Genomic DNA, 18034 nt, shown 5'->3' on the forward strand with positions numbered 1-18034 from the left:
ATAGCTCAAGGCAGTTCCACTGTAACCGTACCGGTCACGTGGTTACCCATTGAATTTTTACCTTGGAAGCCCAAGACCACGGAGCGGGTTGCCTCGTCGCGCTCAATCACTTCCCCAGTAAAGGTCATTGTGTCGCCCGGATAGTTCGGGGCACCTAATTTTATTTTTTGATTTTTAAACTTAGCTAAAGGGCCTGCCCAATCTTCAATGTATCGCTCAACCAAACCGTTAGTGGTTAGGATGTTCATAAAGATATGCGGCGAACCGAGCGCTTGCGCAGCTTCTTTATCATGGTGACCCGGGAAATAGTCACGGGTTGCAATCGCACCACCGTTAATCAAAGTAACGGTAATCGGAATGCTTAGTTCTGCCAGCTGATCGCCAACCTTAACTTCAGCGAGTGATTTGGTTTTCTTCAAGGTCATATTTCCATCCTAGTTTATCGTTGTTAGCTAACCAGTCACCAAGGCGTTCAACGCTGCCCGATGCACTCCCCAAGACCATCGATAGGTGACGACTCCAGTACAGGAATCGATGAATCGGATAGGTTAGATCAACACCGATGCCACCATGTACGTGCTGAGTTTTATGCCCCACCAAATGTGCGGCCTCACAGCTTAAATATTGTGTAGCCAAAGCTTCTGACGGGCTTGGTAAACCTGCATCAAGGCGATAAAGCAACTGATACAAAGCACTGCGTAACGCTTCAACTGCAATATGGCAATCAGCCATGGTCATTTGCACAGCTTGGAAAGTACCAATGGCACGTCCAAACTGTTCACGCTCTTTTAGATACTCCGCAGTCCGACTGATTTGTTCAGCACTGACACCTAACTGCAAAGATGCTACTGCAGCCACAATACGCTGCTCGAGCCATTCAACTGCCGCAAGCGGCAGCAGAGCAGTACCAGCAACATGAACCTTGTCACACTGCACATCAGCAGCTGCCACACCATTATTAGCCGTTCCTTCCACAAGGCTGACGCCTTCTGCTGCTGGGTCGAGTAGCACCAAGCACGGACCTTCTTCTGACTGCGCCAGCACCAACAAACGTTGCGCTTGCGCTGCATAAGGTACGGCACCTACGTGACCTTGCACGCTATAGTCATCGCCCGCAGCAGAAGCAACCAACTGAATACCTTGACTGCTATTTAATGCACTTAAACTTACAGCAAATAAAAGCTCACCAGCTGCTGCCTGCCCCAGTAAATCTTGGTGTGCCTCACCTGCAAACTCAGCTAAACAACACGCTGCAAGCTGGTGCTGCCAAATTGGCACCTGCGCCAAACTTGCCCCTTGCGCTTCCAACACACAGAACAGTTCGGTCATGCCCAAACCACTGCCACCAAACTGTTCAGGAATAGCCAACGCATGCAAGCCGGTTTCAATACAGGTCTGCCAAACATCATCCATAAAAGGCTTGGCTGCTAGATCGTAATCACGCATTTGCTCATCAGAGCAGTTATCACGAAATAGACCATTAGCCATTTCACCAATTGCGCGTTGATCTTCACTTAATGAAAAATCCATGGAGCCCCCTTATCCAGCTACTGGTCGGAACTGTGGCAATGTTTGTCGATCATCAAAGCGGTTAAACTCAACCTGCAACTTCTGACCAATTTTCAAATCTTTCGGATCAACACCCACAAGCCCTGCAATCATCCGCACACCTTCTTCCAACTCAACCAAACCAATGGGGTTTGGATAATCAAAAGGCGGCACCTCTGGATAATGCATCACAACAAAGGAGTACAGCTCAGCCTTACCACTCGCCTGCACTGAATCCCACTCAAAACTGTGGCACTTAATGCACACCGGAGCTGGTGGGTGGCGTAATGTCTGGCAATCAGTACAACGCTGCACCAACAACTTACCCTCTTCACACCCCTCCCAGAAGAAACGTGTATCATCACTCACACCTGGCAGTGGACGCTTCATAACAGGCTTTTCTGCTTGAGCTTTATCTGCTTTAGCTTCTGGCTTCGCAACATGCGCAGGCTTAAATTTGAAAACGCGGAAAAGTAACTCACCCACTTTCTCATCATTACCGTCCTCACCTTTGGAGTAAAACGGCATGATCAAAGTGACAAAGAAACCTGTTCCCAAGCCTGTCGTCTTCTCATCACTGATCGAATCAACACGACTGGTGTAATAGAGGTTTTCACCTGCTGTTACATAACGATCAAAGGTTAACTCTGTATTCACAGCAACCACTGCTGGATAACCGTAACTCTCGATGATCTTTAAGACTTCAAATGAGTTTTCATCTGTTGAGCCAGGCGCATAATTTTCATTATCTAGCCCACCCATACACCATACTTGCAGCATGGCTGGTGGCGCTACGACATCCTTATAACCAGCTTCACGAGCAAATTCCGCATCGGTATACAACGGATTCTCAACACCCATCATTTCACACCAATGACGAATCATCGGAGCATTGACATCATCCCATGCATATACACGACCGTATTCACGACCCACAAAGGCTTCTATTTGTTCTACTAATTTTTGATCGGCCAATTTCGCCTCCTGATTATGTCCAGAGACAGTTGTGTGCTATTTAAAAGCGCAAACTGTCCGGTTTATCCAACCTGTTTTGCTGTGGAAGAACTCAAGAACGCTGGCTTTTCGCCACCGCCATGGAGCAACAAATTAGTACCACTCCAGTAACTTGCTAAAGGCGATGCTGCAAACAAACAAGCACCAGCAATGTCTGCTGGCTCACCCATACGGCCCGCTGGAATCGTTTCGCCTACTGCTTTAATACCTACTTCATCACCATAATGCAGGTGTGATTGTTCTGTGCGAATCAGCCCTGGACTCACCGAAACCACACGCACCTTGGGTGCCCACTCAACAGCTAATGAGCTAACCAGTGATAAAACACCAGCTTTAGCTGCACCATAAGCAGCGGTTCCTGGTGAAGGCCTCGATGCACTGACGCTACCTATAAATACAATGGCGCCACCCTCATCTTGATTTTGCATGATGCGATTAGCGAACTGCGCCACATTAATAGGCACCAGTAAATTCAAACGAATAATGCTTTCACTAAAGCGTGGCGACGCAGTGGCTGCCTCAGCAGCAGGACTACCGCCCGCGTTATTTACCACGACATCAAGACGCCCATAACGCTCACTGATATGGTCAAACAGAGCCGATAACGCATCGACATCTCTTAGATCTAAAGGGTAAAAGTCTGCTGTGCGCCCTTCTACCGCAGGCAGCACCTCAGGCGCTTGTCGACCGCACACAACGACCTCAGCACCAGCCTGTAAAAAACCTTCAGCAATACCTGCCCCAATCCCCTTTGTGCCACCTGTAACGAGCACAACTTTTCCCGTGTAATCTAGACTGTTGTTAACCTGCATCAGGGATTCCTCATAACATCGGTATGAATCGACTTTATTGTCTTACCTATAAAGGTTCATCGTCTAAATAGACGATGAGGCCAAAGGGGTACAAAACCAGAATGCAGTCAGCATTATTCGCTTACTCTAAGAAAGGGTTACCGCATGACCGATCACAATGAAAGCCCTGTATTACTTGACTATCCAGAGCTTGGTGTAGCTCGCGTGACACTCAACCGACCACGAGTGAACAACGCACTCAGCCTTGAATTACAAGCCTTACTTTCTAAATACTTTTTACAGTTGAGCAGTGACCCTGAAATTCACTGCATCCTACTCACAGGTGGTGATAAAAACTTTGCTGCAGGTGGCGATATTTCTAGCATGGCCAACACCGGCCCCATCGATATCTATCAGCGCCACACAGAGCGAGTCTGGGCACCGATTCAACATTGTCCTAAGCCTGTCATTGCTGCAATCTGCGGCTATGCTTACGGTGGCGGTTGCGAACTGGCAATGCATGCAGATATCTTAATCGCAGGCGAAAGCGCAACATTCTCACAACCAGAAATTCGCATCGGCATCATGCCTGGCATCGGCGGCACACAACGCTTAGTTCGTGCTGTTGGCAAAGCTAAAGCGATGCAAATGGCGCTCACTGGCAAACCCATTAGCGCTCACGAAGCTTGGCTAGCAGGCCTTGTCAGCGAAGTAGTGGCGGACGATAAAGTGCAAGAACACGCCCTAAGCCAAGCCAAACTGATCGCCAAAATGCCCCCTTTAGCTGCCGAACAAATTAAAGAAGTTATTATTCAAGGAATGGATGCATCACTCGAAGCAGGCTTAGCCCTCGAACGCAAAGCAAATGCACTACTCTTCGCTTCCAAGGACCAAAAAGAAGGCATGCAAGCCTTTATTGAAAAGAGAAGACCAACCTTTACTGGCAATTAATGCTTGCCAGCCACAAAAAAGCCCAGCTAAATGAACTGGGCTTTTTTGTGGAATCAATTTATATCAATGACACTTAAGCCACACTGCGACGCAACTCTAATTTATCCACTTTATTCGAAGCGTTTTTCGGCAAATCTGCGAAAAATACCACGCGACGTGGCACTTTATAGTTGGCCATTTGCGAGCGACTCCAATCAATCAGCTGCTGCTCTGTCAACTCAAAGCCTTGCCTCAACACCACACAAGCACAACCGACCTCCCCCATGCGCTCATCAGGTATACCAATCACTGCCACTTGCGCAATGGCTGGATGCTCAAATAAACCTGCCTCAATCTCAGCGGGGTAACAGTTAAACCCTCCAACAATAAACATATCTTTTAATCGGTCAGTGATCGTGAGATTGCCCTCAACGTCCACATAACCTACATCGCCAGTACGTAACCAGCCATCAGCAGTGATGGTTTCGGCTGTCGCATCGGGATCATTAAAGTACCCCTGCATCACATGGAAGCCACGCAAACAAATCTCACCCGGCTCTCCGCTTGGCATCTCGTTGCCTTGCAGATCAGCAATGCGCAGCTCAGTCCCTGGAATAGGGCGACCACTGGTGCTCGCAATAGTTGCCGCTGGCGAATTTGGATTGCAAATCGTTGCCAACCCCCCACATTCAGTTAAACCATAAGCAGTCGTCACCACATCAAAGCCCAACTCGTTACGCAAGCGTTCAATCAATACAGGCGGAATAGCTGAGGCGCCCGTCACAGCGACACGCAAACTGCTCAAGTCAGCCTCAGCTAAGCGCGGATGCGCCAACATAGATAGATACAAGGTCGGTGGCCCCGGCAAAACGGTCACACGCTCCTCTTCCACTCGACGGAAAATCACTTCCGCATCAAAAACCGCCTGCGGCAGAATGGTTGCACCAGCAATCATGCAAGTCAGCCAACCGGCCTTATAGCCAAAGCTATGGAAAAAAGGATTGACAACCAAGTAACGATCACCAGCCTCAATTCCTAAAATACGCACAAACTCTCTAAAAGCCTGCAGAGTTTGACCGTGGCCACTCATCACACCCTTTGGCTTACCCGTGGTGCCTGAAGTGAATAAAAGATCTGAAAGATCATCCGCTTTAATAGAAGCAGCACGCTCACGTGCTTGAACCAAGGAAACCTGCGCCCCAGTAGCAATAAATTCAGCCAGTGACAATTGGCCATCGTCGGTTTTATCGCCAAGTACAATCACCTGCTCTAAACCGCTTGGACGACAAGCCTCTAACATCGCTGGGTAATCAACGTCTAAAAACTCACCCACGACAAAGGCGATACGAGAGCCGCTGCGCTCTAAAATATCAGCAGCCTCATTACCTTTCATGCGCGTATTAATAGGTACAACGAGGCCGCCAGCACAATGCACGGCTAATGCAACCAACACCCACTCAATAGAGTTTGGCGCCCATATACTGACTCTATCACCGGTCTGGACCCCATTGGCCATAAGCCCACGAGCAATATCCAGTACACGGTCAGGCAACTCCGCATAACTGATTGAGACACCAGGCGCCTCAAGTGCAGTGTATTCTGCATATTGAGACGCGCCAGCAAACATTAACTCAGGAATGGTGCATGCAATTTTGCTATCGACATTCATCTAATTGATCCTACTCATTGGCACAACAGCCTTTACTATTATTGTTTGAGAGTAGCTAAGCCAACGCGCGCACTCATCGTCAAGGTAGACTAGAGCTAAAGATTTCTAGATCATTCATCTCGCCTTAAAGGCAACAGCAATTCACCAGGAACCAAGGTCGCTGCACTACTCACTGACCTAGCAGTATTGCCACTTAAAGCAACTACACTATTGAGCATCACGCGCACTAATTCGGCCTGACGGCGAACTCCTGTCTTCGAAAAAATAGCACGTAAATGCGCGCGTGCCGTATTACGCATAATTCCCAACTTTTCTGCTGCATCCTCTAATGACAAGCCATTGGCCAACTCGAGAGCTAGCGCAGTTTCTGCTGGAGTGAAATCAAAGAGCTTCTTTGCCACTTCACTACTCACCGTTGACTTGTTCACTGCATCACGCACGTACAGCAATAACGTACTGCGATCACTATCATCCAACCAGCCAGTATCAGGAATAGCCTCAAACACAATACCGAGGTTGACTTCACCTGAAGGGCGCGTAACAGATAACAATTCACCGCTAACAGACTCACCCCGTTCACGCGCCTCAAAAGCTTCTTTTATCCGCTTTTGTAGTTCTTTATTATCACTGGGGTAACTGGCCTCAAGACGGTCACCGACCAATTTAAGACCATCTGCTGAATCCAATAAGCTTTGCGCATAATCATTCAGCTTTTGCACAACCCCTTTATCGTTCAGCAAAATAGTGGCAACAGACAAACGATTGATTGCATCCGCATACAAGTTCCCCATCGACTCACTACGTCCCAACATACTGCGCACGTGCAAAGCACGACGAATATGCGGCAACAGCATCTGACATAATGCACGATCTTTCTCAGAAAACGCCCCACCTGCGCGTGGACGGGTGATACGCAAGCGGAAGGTGCCCTCATGCTCAGTAGAGATATCAGCCCCCATCACATGAAATACATTTTGATGCTTACAGGACGACTGATAATAGTCTGTCTCAATCCACTCCTCATCAGACATGACATCACCCTGAGTAAAAACAGTATCAACTTGCTGCCCGGAAAAAGGTGTAAGACTTCGATAATAGCTCACATAGGCTAATTGACCGTGAACAGCAAGGTCACCCGACACCAACATCAAACCTATGTCATCCACCCCTGGAATACGCAAAATCAGTGTTACAAAGTTAGCATCAAACTGATCACGCAGTCGGTCTAAGGCTGCAGTCATAGCCACATCATCATGGCTGCCTTCATGCAATGCAAAAACCAACCGATCGTAATCGGTCAGTGAAATATCTTGATGACTCAACACAGACTTTTCAATAGAGTGATTTGACTTCACAGTGCCTCCTTATAGTGTGCCCTCATCCTTAAGGGCAACATCGAGTTATTCTTTCTCTATAATGATTAAGAGTAACTGCTTCTCAGTTAGCTGTACACACACTGAGACGATAAGGTCACTTTTTACCTGCTGCGTCAATCGCTTGCGTTCTTTTTACTGCCTCTTCATTGATAGCAACAAGCGGCTTAGAGCGATTAAACCAGCTCGCCAATGCAGGAAGAATAATAATGGCACCAAACACGTTCACCAAGAACATGAAGGCTAATAAAATCCCCATATCAGCTTGGAACTTAAGTGGTGCAAAAGCCCAAGTACCCACACCAATTGACATGGTGATTGCCGTAAACAACGAAGCCGTACCACGCTGCAACATAGACTGATAGAACGCTTCACGTAAATTGCGACCTAAAGACAATTCATGCTGCAAGCGCTCATAGATATAGATCCCGTAGTCCACACCTACACCTACACCCAAGGCCAAAACCGGCAAAGTTGAAACCTTCAAACCAATACCCAGTGAAGCCATTAACGCATTACAGAAAGTTGCTACCACTGCCAAAGGCATGATGATACATAGTACGGCGCGGAATGAGCGGAAGGTCAACCAGCAAAACAAAGCAACTGAAGCCAACAAAGCACTGTGCATCTGCACTTCGGCTTTTTTCACTGCCTCATTAGATGCTGCCTGCACACCGACGTTACCACCAGCCAATCTAAACTCAACTTTTGGCTCATCAATACTCTCAATGATCTCTTCAACACGGCTGACTACTTTACTCACCAAATCACCCTGGTGATTGGCTAGATAGAGAACAACCTGCATGGTCTTACAACCTTCAACCACTAAACCATGTTCACTGGAATACGCTTGTGAACCAGCTCGTAAACCACGGCTTGAACCTGGAATAGCAGCCCAACGTGGGTTACCTTCGTTATTACCGGCAATGGTGACTTTACCCATACCCGCCACACTGGCCACTGACTGCACCCCAAGAATGCTACGCGAATGGAAATCAAGCTTTTCAACCGCACGCATCACATTTGGATCCAAACAAGCATCACCATCAGGCGCAGCTGTCTCAACATACACAGTCAAAAGATCTAAACCAACCGAGTAACGATTTACAATATTTTCATTATCTAAGTTATAACGTGACTCTGCACGCAACTCAGGTGCACCTGTCCCCACATCACCTACAATTAAATCACGACTCTTCCAAGCCCCTCCAACTAACAGAACAAGGCTGACGGCAAAGACCACTAAAGCTATCTTAGGACGTGCAACGTTCGACAAGAACCACCAAACCCGATGACGCCCCCCTTCGTCTTTTTTCTCTGCAGCCTGCGCAGATCGCTCCAACTGCAAGTGAGAAATAATAATGGGCAACATCATTTTATTGGTGATAATCATCAATAAAACACCAAGACACGCAGTCACACCAAGCTCATGCACAATCGGAATATCGATCAGCATAATGACCCCAAAGCCTAGCGCGTTCATTAACAAAGCTAACGCACCTGGGATGAAAATCTTACAAAATGCTGAGTGCGCTGCTTGCTCAGATGTTTTACCCGCTAGCACATCCTGTTTCCAAGCATTGGTCATTTGTACTGCGTGAGAAACACCAATAGAGAAGATTAAGAAAGGCACCAAAATAGACATTGGATCAATACCCATGCCCATTAAACGCAGCAAACCTAACAGCCAAATTACCGGCAACATTGCCACAATCAAAGACACAATGGTTAACTTGACTGAGCGGGTGTACATCCACAAAAGAATAGTAGTGATGACAAAGGCGATTAAGAAAAACCACATCACATCAATTAGACCCGCAACCACGTCACCCGTCAGCTTAGAAAAGCCCACGATATCAATGGCAATGTTGTCATTTTCAAAGTTTTTCCGAATATCTTCCAAGTGCCGTGAAATATCAATATAAGACACTTGCTCACCTGTTTCAGGATTCAACTCCTGCAAGTCAGCACTAACCATAGCGGCGCTTAAATCATTAGCAACCAACTGACCGATCTTTCCAGACCGCTCAGTGTTACGGCGTACCTGCTGTAAATCCTGCTCGGTACCGTTGTAGTGCGGTGGCACAACAACATCACCCTTATAGCCTTGCTCGGTAACTTCAATATAACGCGTGTTAGGTGTAAATAAAGAGCTCACACTGGCACGGCGCACCCCTGGAATAAAGAAAACCTCATCCGTGACTTGACGCAACGCATCAAGAAACTCTGGGTTATAAATATCCCCTTCACCTTTCCAGCGCACACTCACAAGAATATTGTTAGCGCCAGAGAAAGTATCGCTGTAATGCAAAAAGTTCTGCATAAAAGGATGGTTGACTGGAATCTGCTTATTAAATCCCGGATCCAAACGGATCCCCGTAGCGCTGTAACCCAACACTAATGTAATCAACACAAACAACACTAATAATGACCGGCGCCAAGCAAGCAGCGTATCTGCAGACCACTTAACCATCCGCTCGACCTTTGACTGTTGGTTACCCATGATCTTCTCCTATTCGTTCCACGCTGTTACGTGACTGTAAAAGCTCTTCATTACACCGCGCTGCCCAGCAGCAACAACATTGCCATTGGGTAAGATCACCGCAGAAGTTAACGTACCCAAGCCATTGATATGACTGGTATCAACCAATTGACCTTGATCATTCAAAGAAACCAACAGACCACCGGTCCCCACGATCACCATTTGCTTACCACTGTCAGAAACGGCATGGCCATAGAGTGGCAGCTCACTATCAATATCAATTTGCGTCCAAGTATCGCCATTGTTCGCACTATAGAACACGTGCCCACGCATACCGTAAGCCACCCAGCGCGAACCATTTAAATGAGCCACTCCAAATAAAGATCCTTGGTAAAAAGGCTCCAAACGCTCCCAAGATGCACCACCGTCAAAACTGCGCAGCACCAAGCCCATCTCACCGACCATAAGCCGCGTATCAGCTGAATCACCCGCCATCGCACTCAAGTGCTCACCAAAAATATCCAATTCTTGCGGGGTAAAACTCTTGCCAGCATCATCAGAAATGTAAAATTTACCAAAGCTGCCATAAGCAAAAACATGCTGCCCATCAGCACTCCAAGTGCCTAATAGCGGCTCACCACTCTCTGAATCAAGATTAATCAACTCCCAGCTCATACCGCCATCAGCGCTACGTAAAATAAGGCTGTCATGCCCCACTGCAAGCAAGACATCATCCGACAATGCAGTGATGTCTGTCAGAGTCACAGGAACCTCCTGATCATCATGAGTCAATTTCCAAGCTTGGCCGCTGTTTTCACTGACAACAATTGCGCCACGCTCACCCACAGCTACAAGTTTGTCACCCACAGCAACAAGGTCGTTAAACTGAACTCTTCGGACATTAAAATTTTCGCTGTCTTCCTCATTGCCGTCTCGGGGAGAGAATGCAAATAAAACAAGTGCTGCGACCAGTATGCAAAATGAGTAGCTGATTAATCTGTACATGGAACTCTCCCGCTTAGAGTTTTCGCGTTGGTTTTCAAGCCAAACCACGGACCTCAATTTATTGTAATTTCTTAAGGGCTATCCTGATGTTCGTCCTGATCGAAAATCAACGCATCGTTCAAATGGGTTATATAGAAATAAGAGTTACGCAATCAAAAAATCAGGAGCAAAAGCCTACGACTAAAGAACTAAAATCAAGGTAAAAAAAAGCCGCCAATACGCTAAGTATGGCGGCTTTTTTTATGAGAAAAATGATTTACTGTGGAATTTCAAATAAGCCCGCAGCTCCCATTCCCCCACCAATACACATTGATACAACAACGTATTTAACCTTACGGCGACGACCTTCAATAAGCGCATGCCCCACCATACGTGCGCCACTCATACCAAATGGATGACCCACAGAAATCGCACCACCATTGACGTTGAGTTTATCGTTATCGATTCCTAAATGATCACGGCAATACAGCACTTGTGAAGCAAAGGCTTCGTTAATTTCCCAAAGCCCAATATCTTCCACTTTCAGATTAAAACGCTCCAGTAATTTAGGAATCGCAAATACAGGACCAATGCCCATCTCTTCAGGATCGCAACCAGCAACTGCAACACCGCGATAAATACCTAAAGGCTCTAACCCACGGCGGTCTGCTTCTTCACGCGACATTAATAAACAGGCCGCAGCACCATCGGAAAATTGTGATGCATTACCTGCAGTAATATGCTTACCTTCAGCAACCCACTCACCATCCTTCCAGACAGTTTTTAACCCTTGCAAGCCTTCCAAGGTCGTAGACGGACGATTGCACTCATCACGATCAGCAACCACTTCTTTAGAGCCTGCTGGAGTACCATCTTTTTCAAATAATTTCATGTGTGCTTTTAACGGCACAATCTCATCATCAAAAAGCCCTGCTTCCTGTGCAGCAGCTGTACGCTGCTGACTCTGCAGTGCGTAAGCATCCTGAGCTTCACGTGTAATACCGTAGCGCTCAGCAACAATTTCTGCCGTTTCAATCATTGGTATATAGGCAGCAGGTGCGACTTCCATCACTGCTTCAGAGCGTGCACGATAAGCATTTTTATGCTTATTCTGTGTCAGTGACAATGACTCAACACCGCCGCCAATAGCCACATCTAGCTCACCACACATGATGCCTTTAGCGGCTTCGCTGATTGCCATCAAGCCTGAAGCACACATACGGTCCACAGCCATTCCCGCTACACTATTAGGCAACCCACCGGTATATGCACACAAACGGCCAATATTGTAGCCTTGTGTACCCTGTTGTACCGCAGCTCCCATTATCACGTCATCGACGTCTGCTGGATCAATACCTGCGCGCTCCACTACAGCACGAATAACATGGCCACCCAATACTGGTGCTTCAGTATCATTAAAGGAACCGCGAAATGATTTGGTCAGCGCTGTACGCGCTGTTGAAACAATAACAACCTCTTTCATGGAAGATTCCCCAGTCGTTTATGCAAAAGTATAGCGGCTGATGGTATCCACCACGCACGCAGGGCGATCACTACCTTCGATTTCAATAGTGACACGTACAACAACTTGAACCGCGCCATTGGCGAGGCTTTCAACACCTGTAACCTCACCGCTACCACGAATCCGCGACCCCACTACAACGGGCGCAGGAAAACGAATGCGATCACAACCATAGTTCACACCCATAGCTAAGTTTTCTACTGTCATCAACTGCGGTAAAAAATAATTCACCAGTGACAGCGTGAGATACCCATGGGCAACTGTTGCACCAAAAGGCCCCTCTTTAGCTCGGACAGGATCTACATGGATCCACTGATGATCCCCGGTTGCATCGGCAAATTGATCAATACGATCTTGCTCAATCAACAACCAATCGGTCACACCTAACGAATGCCCCACTGCAGCCTCTAAACTGGCTGCGTTGGAAAATACTGTACTCATAGTCATGCTCTCCGTCTCAAACAGCCTTATGCTTGCTGCGAACTCACTGACAACACTTCACCGGTCATATAAGAAGAATAGTCGCTGGCTAAAAACATCATTACGTTTGCCACTTCCCAAACTTCCGCACCACGACCAAAGGCCTCACGGCTTTCAAGTTCTTTAAGCAATTCTTCTGGAGCAGACTTACGCAACATTGGATGCACAGCCAACGAAGGTGCAACAGCATTGATGCGTACACCAAACTCAGCTGCTTCTAGCGCGGTGCAACGTGTAAACGCCATAACACCTGCTTTAGCTGCAGCATAGTGCGACTGCTCTTTTTGTGCTCGCCACCCCAAAACAGAGGCGTTATTGACAATCACACCGCCATTACCACGTTGCTTCATCATTTTGAGCATATAGCGTGTCATACGCATAGTGCCGTTAAGGGTTACATCTAAAACTTTATTCCACTCACTGTCTTCCATGTCTAAGAGTGCGCATGTAGTACCAAGGCCCGCGTTATTGATCAAGATATCAACACCACCAAGCTTTTCTTCAGCAAAATCAATCAATGCTTGCACTTCTTCTTCGTTGGTGACATTACATAGCTGTCCCCAAACCTGATCAGAACCACTTTGTTCTTTTAAAGCCGCGACAGATTTTTCCAAACGCCCTTGGTGAACATCACTGATCACAATACCTCGACAGCCTTCTTCCATCGCCTTCGTTGCAGCAGCAAAACCAATACCAGCGCCTGCTGCAGCTGTGATCAATACAGAGCGGCCTTTTAACAGGCCATGTCCTGGCACATAGGCCGGATTACGGGTTACATCGTTCATTTTTATCTGCCTTTTGCTTCTTTGGGCATACCCAGACCACGCTCAGCAATAATATTGCGCTGAATCTGGCTAGTACCACCATAAATAGTGTCGGATCGAGTAAACAGGAACAATGATTGCAAACGCGTTAAGTTATAAGGCGCACTGTCTATCATCTCTGCTTCAGGCCCTAAGACATCCATTGCTAAAGCACCAAGATGTCGGTGCCAAGTTGACCAGTGCAATTTATAAACTAAAGCTGAACTATCTGGCCCACTACGCTCATCTTGTGACAACATGCGCATCGCGTTATAACGCATCAAACGTAAGCCTGTATGGGCTTCCGCAATACGTTGACGAATCACTGAGTCTTGTGCTGAACCGTTTTCTTTAGCAATGCGGATAATTTCATTGAGCTCATTTTGGAATTGCATCTGCTGTCCCAAAGTTGATACACCACGCTCAAAGCCCAGCAACCCCATTGCAATCGACCAACCTTCACCGGGCTGTCCTACAATATCGTCAGCTACAGCCCCATCAAAAAACACTTCATTAAACTCTGAAGTACCAGTGAGCTGCTCAATCGGACAAACAGTGATTTGCGGCTGATCCATTTTGACTAAAAAGAAGCCTAAACCACGGTGTGCAACAGAATCCGGATCTGTCCGCGCAATCACAAAACACCAGTCAGACTCGTGAGCTAAGGATGTCCAAATCTTCTGCCCAGTGATTCGCCACTGCCCTGTAGTTGGATCCTGTACCGCACGAGTGCGTACGTTCGCTAGATCCGAGCCCGCAGACGGTTCTGAATACCCCTGACACCAAAACTCAGTACCTTTAAGAATACCTGGCAAGTACTTTTCTTTTTGCTCTTGCGAACCAAACGCAATCAAAGTGGGTGCTGTTAAACCTTCACCAATATGACCAATACGGCCTGGTGCACCAGCGCGAGCATACTCTTCAGCAAAAATAACTTGCTGTTCAATAGAAGCTCCACGCCCACCATACTCTTGAGGTAAACCAATACCCACCCAGTTGCCTTCAGCTAACTTTTGCTCCCAGCGCTTACGCTCTTCTGGAAACATATGTTCATCACCTGGACCACCACGAAACTTGAGGTGTTCAAATTCACCACACAGATTCTCTTTAAGCCAACCGGCGATTTCCTCACGAAAACGTTCGTCTTCGGCACTAAAAGTCAGTTTCATTAGGCGTTCTCCGAGTCCAGTAACATGGCTGCAATGAGCTCGCGCTGCGCAGCACCATTACCAAGATAAAGCTCACTGGCTTTGGCGCGTTTAAAGTACAGTTGGATATCATACTCAGCAGTAAAACCAACCCCACCAAACATTTGCAGTGCGCTACCCGCGTTATAAAAAACAGTATCAGAGCAATAACCTTTGGCCATTGCTGCAGCTTCTTCCAGTTCACTCGCCAACACTGCGTCACCTTGTGGGTCGAGTTCTTCGCTGGCAATACACGCAGCGTAATACACAGCAGAACGCGCCACTTCAGTTTTCAGTTTCATATCCGCAGCTTTATGCTTGATCGCTTGATAACTCGCAATGGCACGACCAAATTGCTCACGCTCTAAGGTATATTCAACAGCCAAATCTAAAGACTCGGAGGCAACACCTAGCTGCTCTGCTGCCAATGCAACTTTAGCCAGTGCCAAAGTCTTCTTTAGCTTAGGCCAAGCCTGACCCGCTTGACCAAGGCACTGGTTTGACTCAACCTGCACAGCGCTGAGCTTAATTTTTGCTTGGCGACGTGTTTGATCCATGGTGGGCGTCCAAGTCGCCATCACTCCATCCGTGGTGGCTGGGAGCGCAAACAGAGAAATACCTTCAGTACCTGTCGACCCTGCTTCACGAGCGGCAATAATTAACAGCTCAGCCGTATCACCATCCAGTACATAACTCAATTCACCATTGAGCACATAACCTGTGTCTGTTGCCTGCCAAGTTGCTGTAATAGCTGCAGCATCCCAAGTGCCTGATAAACGGGCTGCTTGCGGTCCAACCCAAGCTAATGTTGCCGTCTGTCCTTCAGCTATTGCAGGTAAAAGCTGTTGCTTTTGCTCATCTGAAGCTGTGAGCAACACAGCATTCGTAGCAAATGCAGTAGTCGCAAGAAACGGAGAGCAAAACAGCTTGCGGCCCATTTGTTCCAGCACAATGGCGAGGTAGACATAACTCATACCTAAGCCACCGTACTCTTCCGGAATGGTAATTGCCTGCAAGTACAATTCATTACAGAGCCTTTGCCAGACGTCAGGATCGTAACTGGATGCTTGAAGCATTGCCTTGCGAACCTGTTCCGTACTGGATACGTCAGCTAAAAAAGCTTCCGCACTTTCACGAACCATGTATTGTTCGTCAGTAAGTCTAAATTCCATGACGCCTCCGGGCTCAGGTTCCGTAAACTTTCTGCGCAGGGACTTCTTTGCTCAGCAGGGTTTTCATTGCTTCTCCAACCTCTGCAGGCTCCCAACGCGCACCTTTATCAACACCCTCTGTGGAGCGCCAACCATCTGCAATTGAAATCTTGCCACCTTCTGACTCAAACACACGGCCAGTGACATGGCTGGATTCTTCCGCAGCCAACCAAGCCAATAGGGACGATACATTTTCAGGGGCCCAGTAATCGAAACTGCCATCCGTAGGCGGGGCCATACGTGCAGCCATCGACTCAACAGCAGTTGTCATACCTGTACGTGCTGCAGGCGCTACCGCGTTAGCCGTGATGCCATACCGGCCCAACTCAGCGGCTTGGTTTAAAGTCAGTGCCGCGATCCCTGCTTTAGCTGCGGCATAGTTCGACTGACCAATAGAACCTTGCAAACCTGCACCGGAAGTGGTGTTGATAATGCGAGCATTGACCGACTTACCTTCTTTGGACTGATTGCGCCAGTACTGTACTGCATGTGAAGTAATGCAAAAATGGCCTTTCAAGTGCACACTCATAATGGTGTCCCACTCAGCTTCAGTCATTGAAGCAAACATGCGGTCACGGTTCACGCCAGCATTATTCAAGACACAGTGCAAGTCACCCCAAGTATCAACTGCCTGTTGGACCGCACGTGCACTGTCCTCATAGTTGGTGATATCTGATGTATTCACCGCAGCCTTACCACCTGCAGCAATGATTTCATCTACAACTTTTTGTGCAGCTGATTGATTAATATCATTCACTAAAACACTGGCGCCTTCTGCTGCTAAAACACGCGCATGCGCAGCACCTAACCCACCACCTGCACCGGTAATAATCACAACACGATCGTTTAAAATTCCCATGTTACATATCCTTCTATTGGTATTAACCTAAACGTTCAATAATGGTTACGTTCGCCTGACCACCGCCTTCACACATTGTTTGTAAGCCATAACGCTTACCGCTATGTTCCAACTCATGGAGCAAAGTGGTCATTAAACGTGCACCGGTTGCACCCAGGGGATGGCCTAACGCAATTGCACCGCCGTTTACGTTAGTTTGCGCAGGGTCATAGTCCAGCTCTTTCTGCCAAGCCATGACAACAGAAGCAAAAGCTTCGTTAATTTCAACTCGATCAATATCAGCCATACGCATGCCCGCTTTCTTTAATGCCACACGGGTCGCTTCAATCGGAGCACGCAAGTGCCAAATGGGGTCATCACCTCGCACACTCAGGTGATGAATACGTGCACGCGGCGTCAAGTTGTAACGCTTAAGCGCAGCTTCAGAAACCACCAACATAGCAGCCGAGGCATCACATGTCTGACTGGAAACAGCAGCAGTAATATCGGGATACTCTGGATTCACTGGCTCCAGTGTCGCCATCTTTTCTAAGCTGGTTTCACGTGGTGTTTCATCAACAGACAGCCCTTCGCAAGGAACGATTTCATCAGCAAAACGACCACTCTGAATCGCTGCAATGGCACGACGATGACTTTCTAAAGCGAAAGCTTCCATATCAGCACGGCTTAAGCCCCAATGACTAGCAATGCGCTGCGCAGCATAGAACTGATCGACCGGCTGATTGCCAAAACGTGCCTGCCAGCCTTTACTACCAGAGAACGGGTCAGGAAAGCCCAGCGGCTGGCCAGCCAACATCGCTGTCGAAATAGGAATTTGAGTCATGGTTTGCACGCCCCCTACTGCAATCACATCTTGCGTGCCACTCATCACGGCTTGTGCAGCAAAATGCAACGCCTGCTGTGATGAACCACACTGACGATCGACTGTAGTACCAGGCACGTTTAGTGCTAAACCTGCCGCTAACCAGCTTGTGCGTGCAATATCGCCAGCTTGCGAGCCAACCGTATCAACACAACCGAAGATCACGTCATCGTATTCATCATCTGGAATACCATTACGCTCAACCAGTGCTTTCAACACATGTGCACCCAAATCAATGGCATGCACATGAGATAAGCCACCTTTACGTCGACCTGTAGGGGTACGTAAAACGTCAACAATATAGGCTTCAGCCATGGTA

16 protein-coding genes are annotated in these 18034 nt (G+C 47.6%); 1 reads left to right on the plus strand and 15 read right to left on the minus strand.

All coding sequences use genetic code 11. From position 1 onward, the window contains the following. Window positions 1–5: 5 nt before the first annotated feature. From TOI97_RS00255 to TOI97_RS00270, 4 genes are all read right to left on the minus strand, one after another. A complete protein-coding gene (locus tag TOI97_RS00255) occupies window positions 6–425 on the minus strand; it encodes a MaoC family dehydratase (RefSeq protein ID WP_321552124.1) in 420 nt (139 codons plus the stop codon). Then, window positions 394–1530 carry an acyl-CoA dehydrogenase family protein gene (locus TOI97_RS00260; RefSeq protein ID WP_321552125.1) on the minus strand — a complete coding sequence of 379 codons (1137 nt, stop codon included), beginning with the start codon at window positions 1528–1530 and terminating at the stop codon, window positions 394–396. Before TOI97_RS00260 ends, TOI97_RS00255 begins: the two co-directional genes overlap by 32 nt. A gap of 9 nt (window positions 1531–1539) precedes the next feature. Then, on the minus strand, window positions 1540–2523 hold the full coding sequence (locus TOI97_RS00265) for a bifunctional MaoC family dehydratase N-terminal/OB-fold nucleic acid binding domain-containing protein (RefSeq protein ID WP_321552126.1): 984 nt from the start codon (window positions 2521–2523) through the stop codon (window positions 1540–1542). A gap of 62 nt (window positions 2524–2585) precedes the next feature. After that, window positions 2586–3374 carry an SDR family oxidoreductase gene (locus TOI97_RS00270; protein ID WP_321552127.1) on the minus strand — a complete coding sequence of 263 codons (789 nt, stop codon included), beginning with the start codon at window positions 3372–3374 and terminating at the stop codon, window positions 2586–2588. Window positions 3375–3518: 144 nt separating this feature from the next. Here TOI97_RS00270 and TOI97_RS00275 point away from each other — a divergent pair, with 144 nt between their 5' ends. After that, window positions 3519–4304 (plus strand): enoyl-CoA hydratase, encoded by a 786-nt coding sequence (locus TOI97_RS00275; RefSeq protein WP_321552128.1) that lies wholly within the window; start codon window positions 3519–3521, stop codon window positions 4302–4304. A 73-nt stretch (window positions 4305–4377) separates the two neighbouring features. On the opposite strand, the gene TOI97_RS00280 is transcribed toward TOI97_RS00275, so the two are convergent. The 11 genes from TOI97_RS00280 to TOI97_RS00330 form a co-directional block, all read right to left on the minus strand. Further along, window positions 4378–5952 (minus strand): FadD3 family acyl-CoA ligase, encoded by a 1575-nt coding sequence (locus tag TOI97_RS00280; RefSeq protein WP_321552129.1) that lies wholly within the window; start codon window positions 5950–5952, stop codon window positions 4378–4380. 110 nt (window positions 5953–6062) lie between these two features. Continuing rightward, complete coding sequence (locus TOI97_RS00285; protein ID WP_321552130.1) at window positions 6063–7307, minus strand: helix-turn-helix transcriptional regulator; 1245 nt, start codon at window positions 7305–7307, stop codon at window positions 6063–6065. 115 nt (window positions 7308–7422) lie between these two features. Further along, the gene (locus tag TOI97_RS00290; protein WP_321552131.1) at window positions 7423–9828 is read right to left on the minus strand and encodes an efflux RND transporter permease subunit; all 2406 of its coding nucleotides are present in this window, start codon (window positions 9826–9828) and stop codon (window positions 7423–7425) included. Between the two features lie 9 nt (window positions 9829–9837). Continuing rightward, a complete protein-coding gene (locus TOI97_RS00295; RefSeq protein ID WP_321552132.1) occupies window positions 9838–10812 on the minus strand; it encodes a WD40/YVTN/BNR-like repeat-containing protein in 975 nt (324 codons plus the stop codon). Between the two features lie 256 nt (window positions 10813–11068). Next, window positions 11069–12274, minus strand: a complete 1206-nt coding sequence (locus TOI97_RS00300) for an acetyl-CoA C-acyltransferase (RefSeq protein ID WP_321552133.1) — start codon at window positions 12272–12274, stop codon at window positions 11069–11071. 18 nt (window positions 12275–12292) lie between these two features. Further along, window positions 12293–12754: a MaoC family dehydratase gene (locus TOI97_RS00305; protein WP_321552134.1), complete on the minus strand. Its 462-nt coding sequence runs from the start codon at window positions 12752–12754 to the stop codon at window positions 12293–12295. Between the two features lie 26 nt (window positions 12755–12780). Further along, on the minus strand, window positions 12781–13578 hold the full coding sequence (locus TOI97_RS00310; protein WP_321552135.1) for an SDR family oxidoreductase: 798 nt from the start codon (window positions 13576–13578) through the stop codon (window positions 12781–12783). 2 nt (window positions 13579–13580) lie between these two features. Further along, the gene (locus tag TOI97_RS00315) at window positions 13581–14765 is read right to left on the minus strand and encodes an acyl-CoA dehydrogenase family protein (protein ID WP_321552136.1); all 1185 of its coding nucleotides are present in this window, start codon (window positions 14763–14765) and stop codon (window positions 13581–13583) included. Further along, window positions 14765–15955 carry an acyl-CoA dehydrogenase family protein gene (locus TOI97_RS00320; protein ID WP_321552137.1) on the minus strand — a complete coding sequence of 397 codons (1191 nt, stop codon included), beginning with the start codon at window positions 15953–15955 and terminating at the stop codon, window positions 14765–14767. The genes TOI97_RS00315 and TOI97_RS00320 overlap by 1 nt, the downstream gene beginning before the upstream one ends. Window positions 15956–15968: 13 nt before the next feature. Further along, a complete protein-coding gene (locus tag TOI97_RS00325) occupies window positions 15969–16853 on the minus strand; it encodes an SDR family oxidoreductase (RefSeq protein ID WP_321552138.1) in 885 nt (294 codons plus the stop codon). A gap of 22 nt (window positions 16854–16875) precedes the next feature. Beyond that, the gene (locus TOI97_RS00330; RefSeq protein ID WP_321552139.1) at window positions 16876–18030 is read right to left on the minus strand and encodes an acetyl-CoA C-acetyltransferase; all 1155 of its coding nucleotides are present in this window, start codon (window positions 18028–18030) and stop codon (window positions 16876–16878) included. Window positions 18031–18034: the final 4 nt, after the last annotated feature.

The organism is Denitrificimonas halotolerans (assembly GCF_034259425.1).
GTDB classification, from domain to species: domain Bacteria; phylum Pseudomonadota; class Gammaproteobacteria; order Pseudomonadales; family Pseudomonadaceae; genus Denitrificimonas; species Denitrificimonas halotolerans.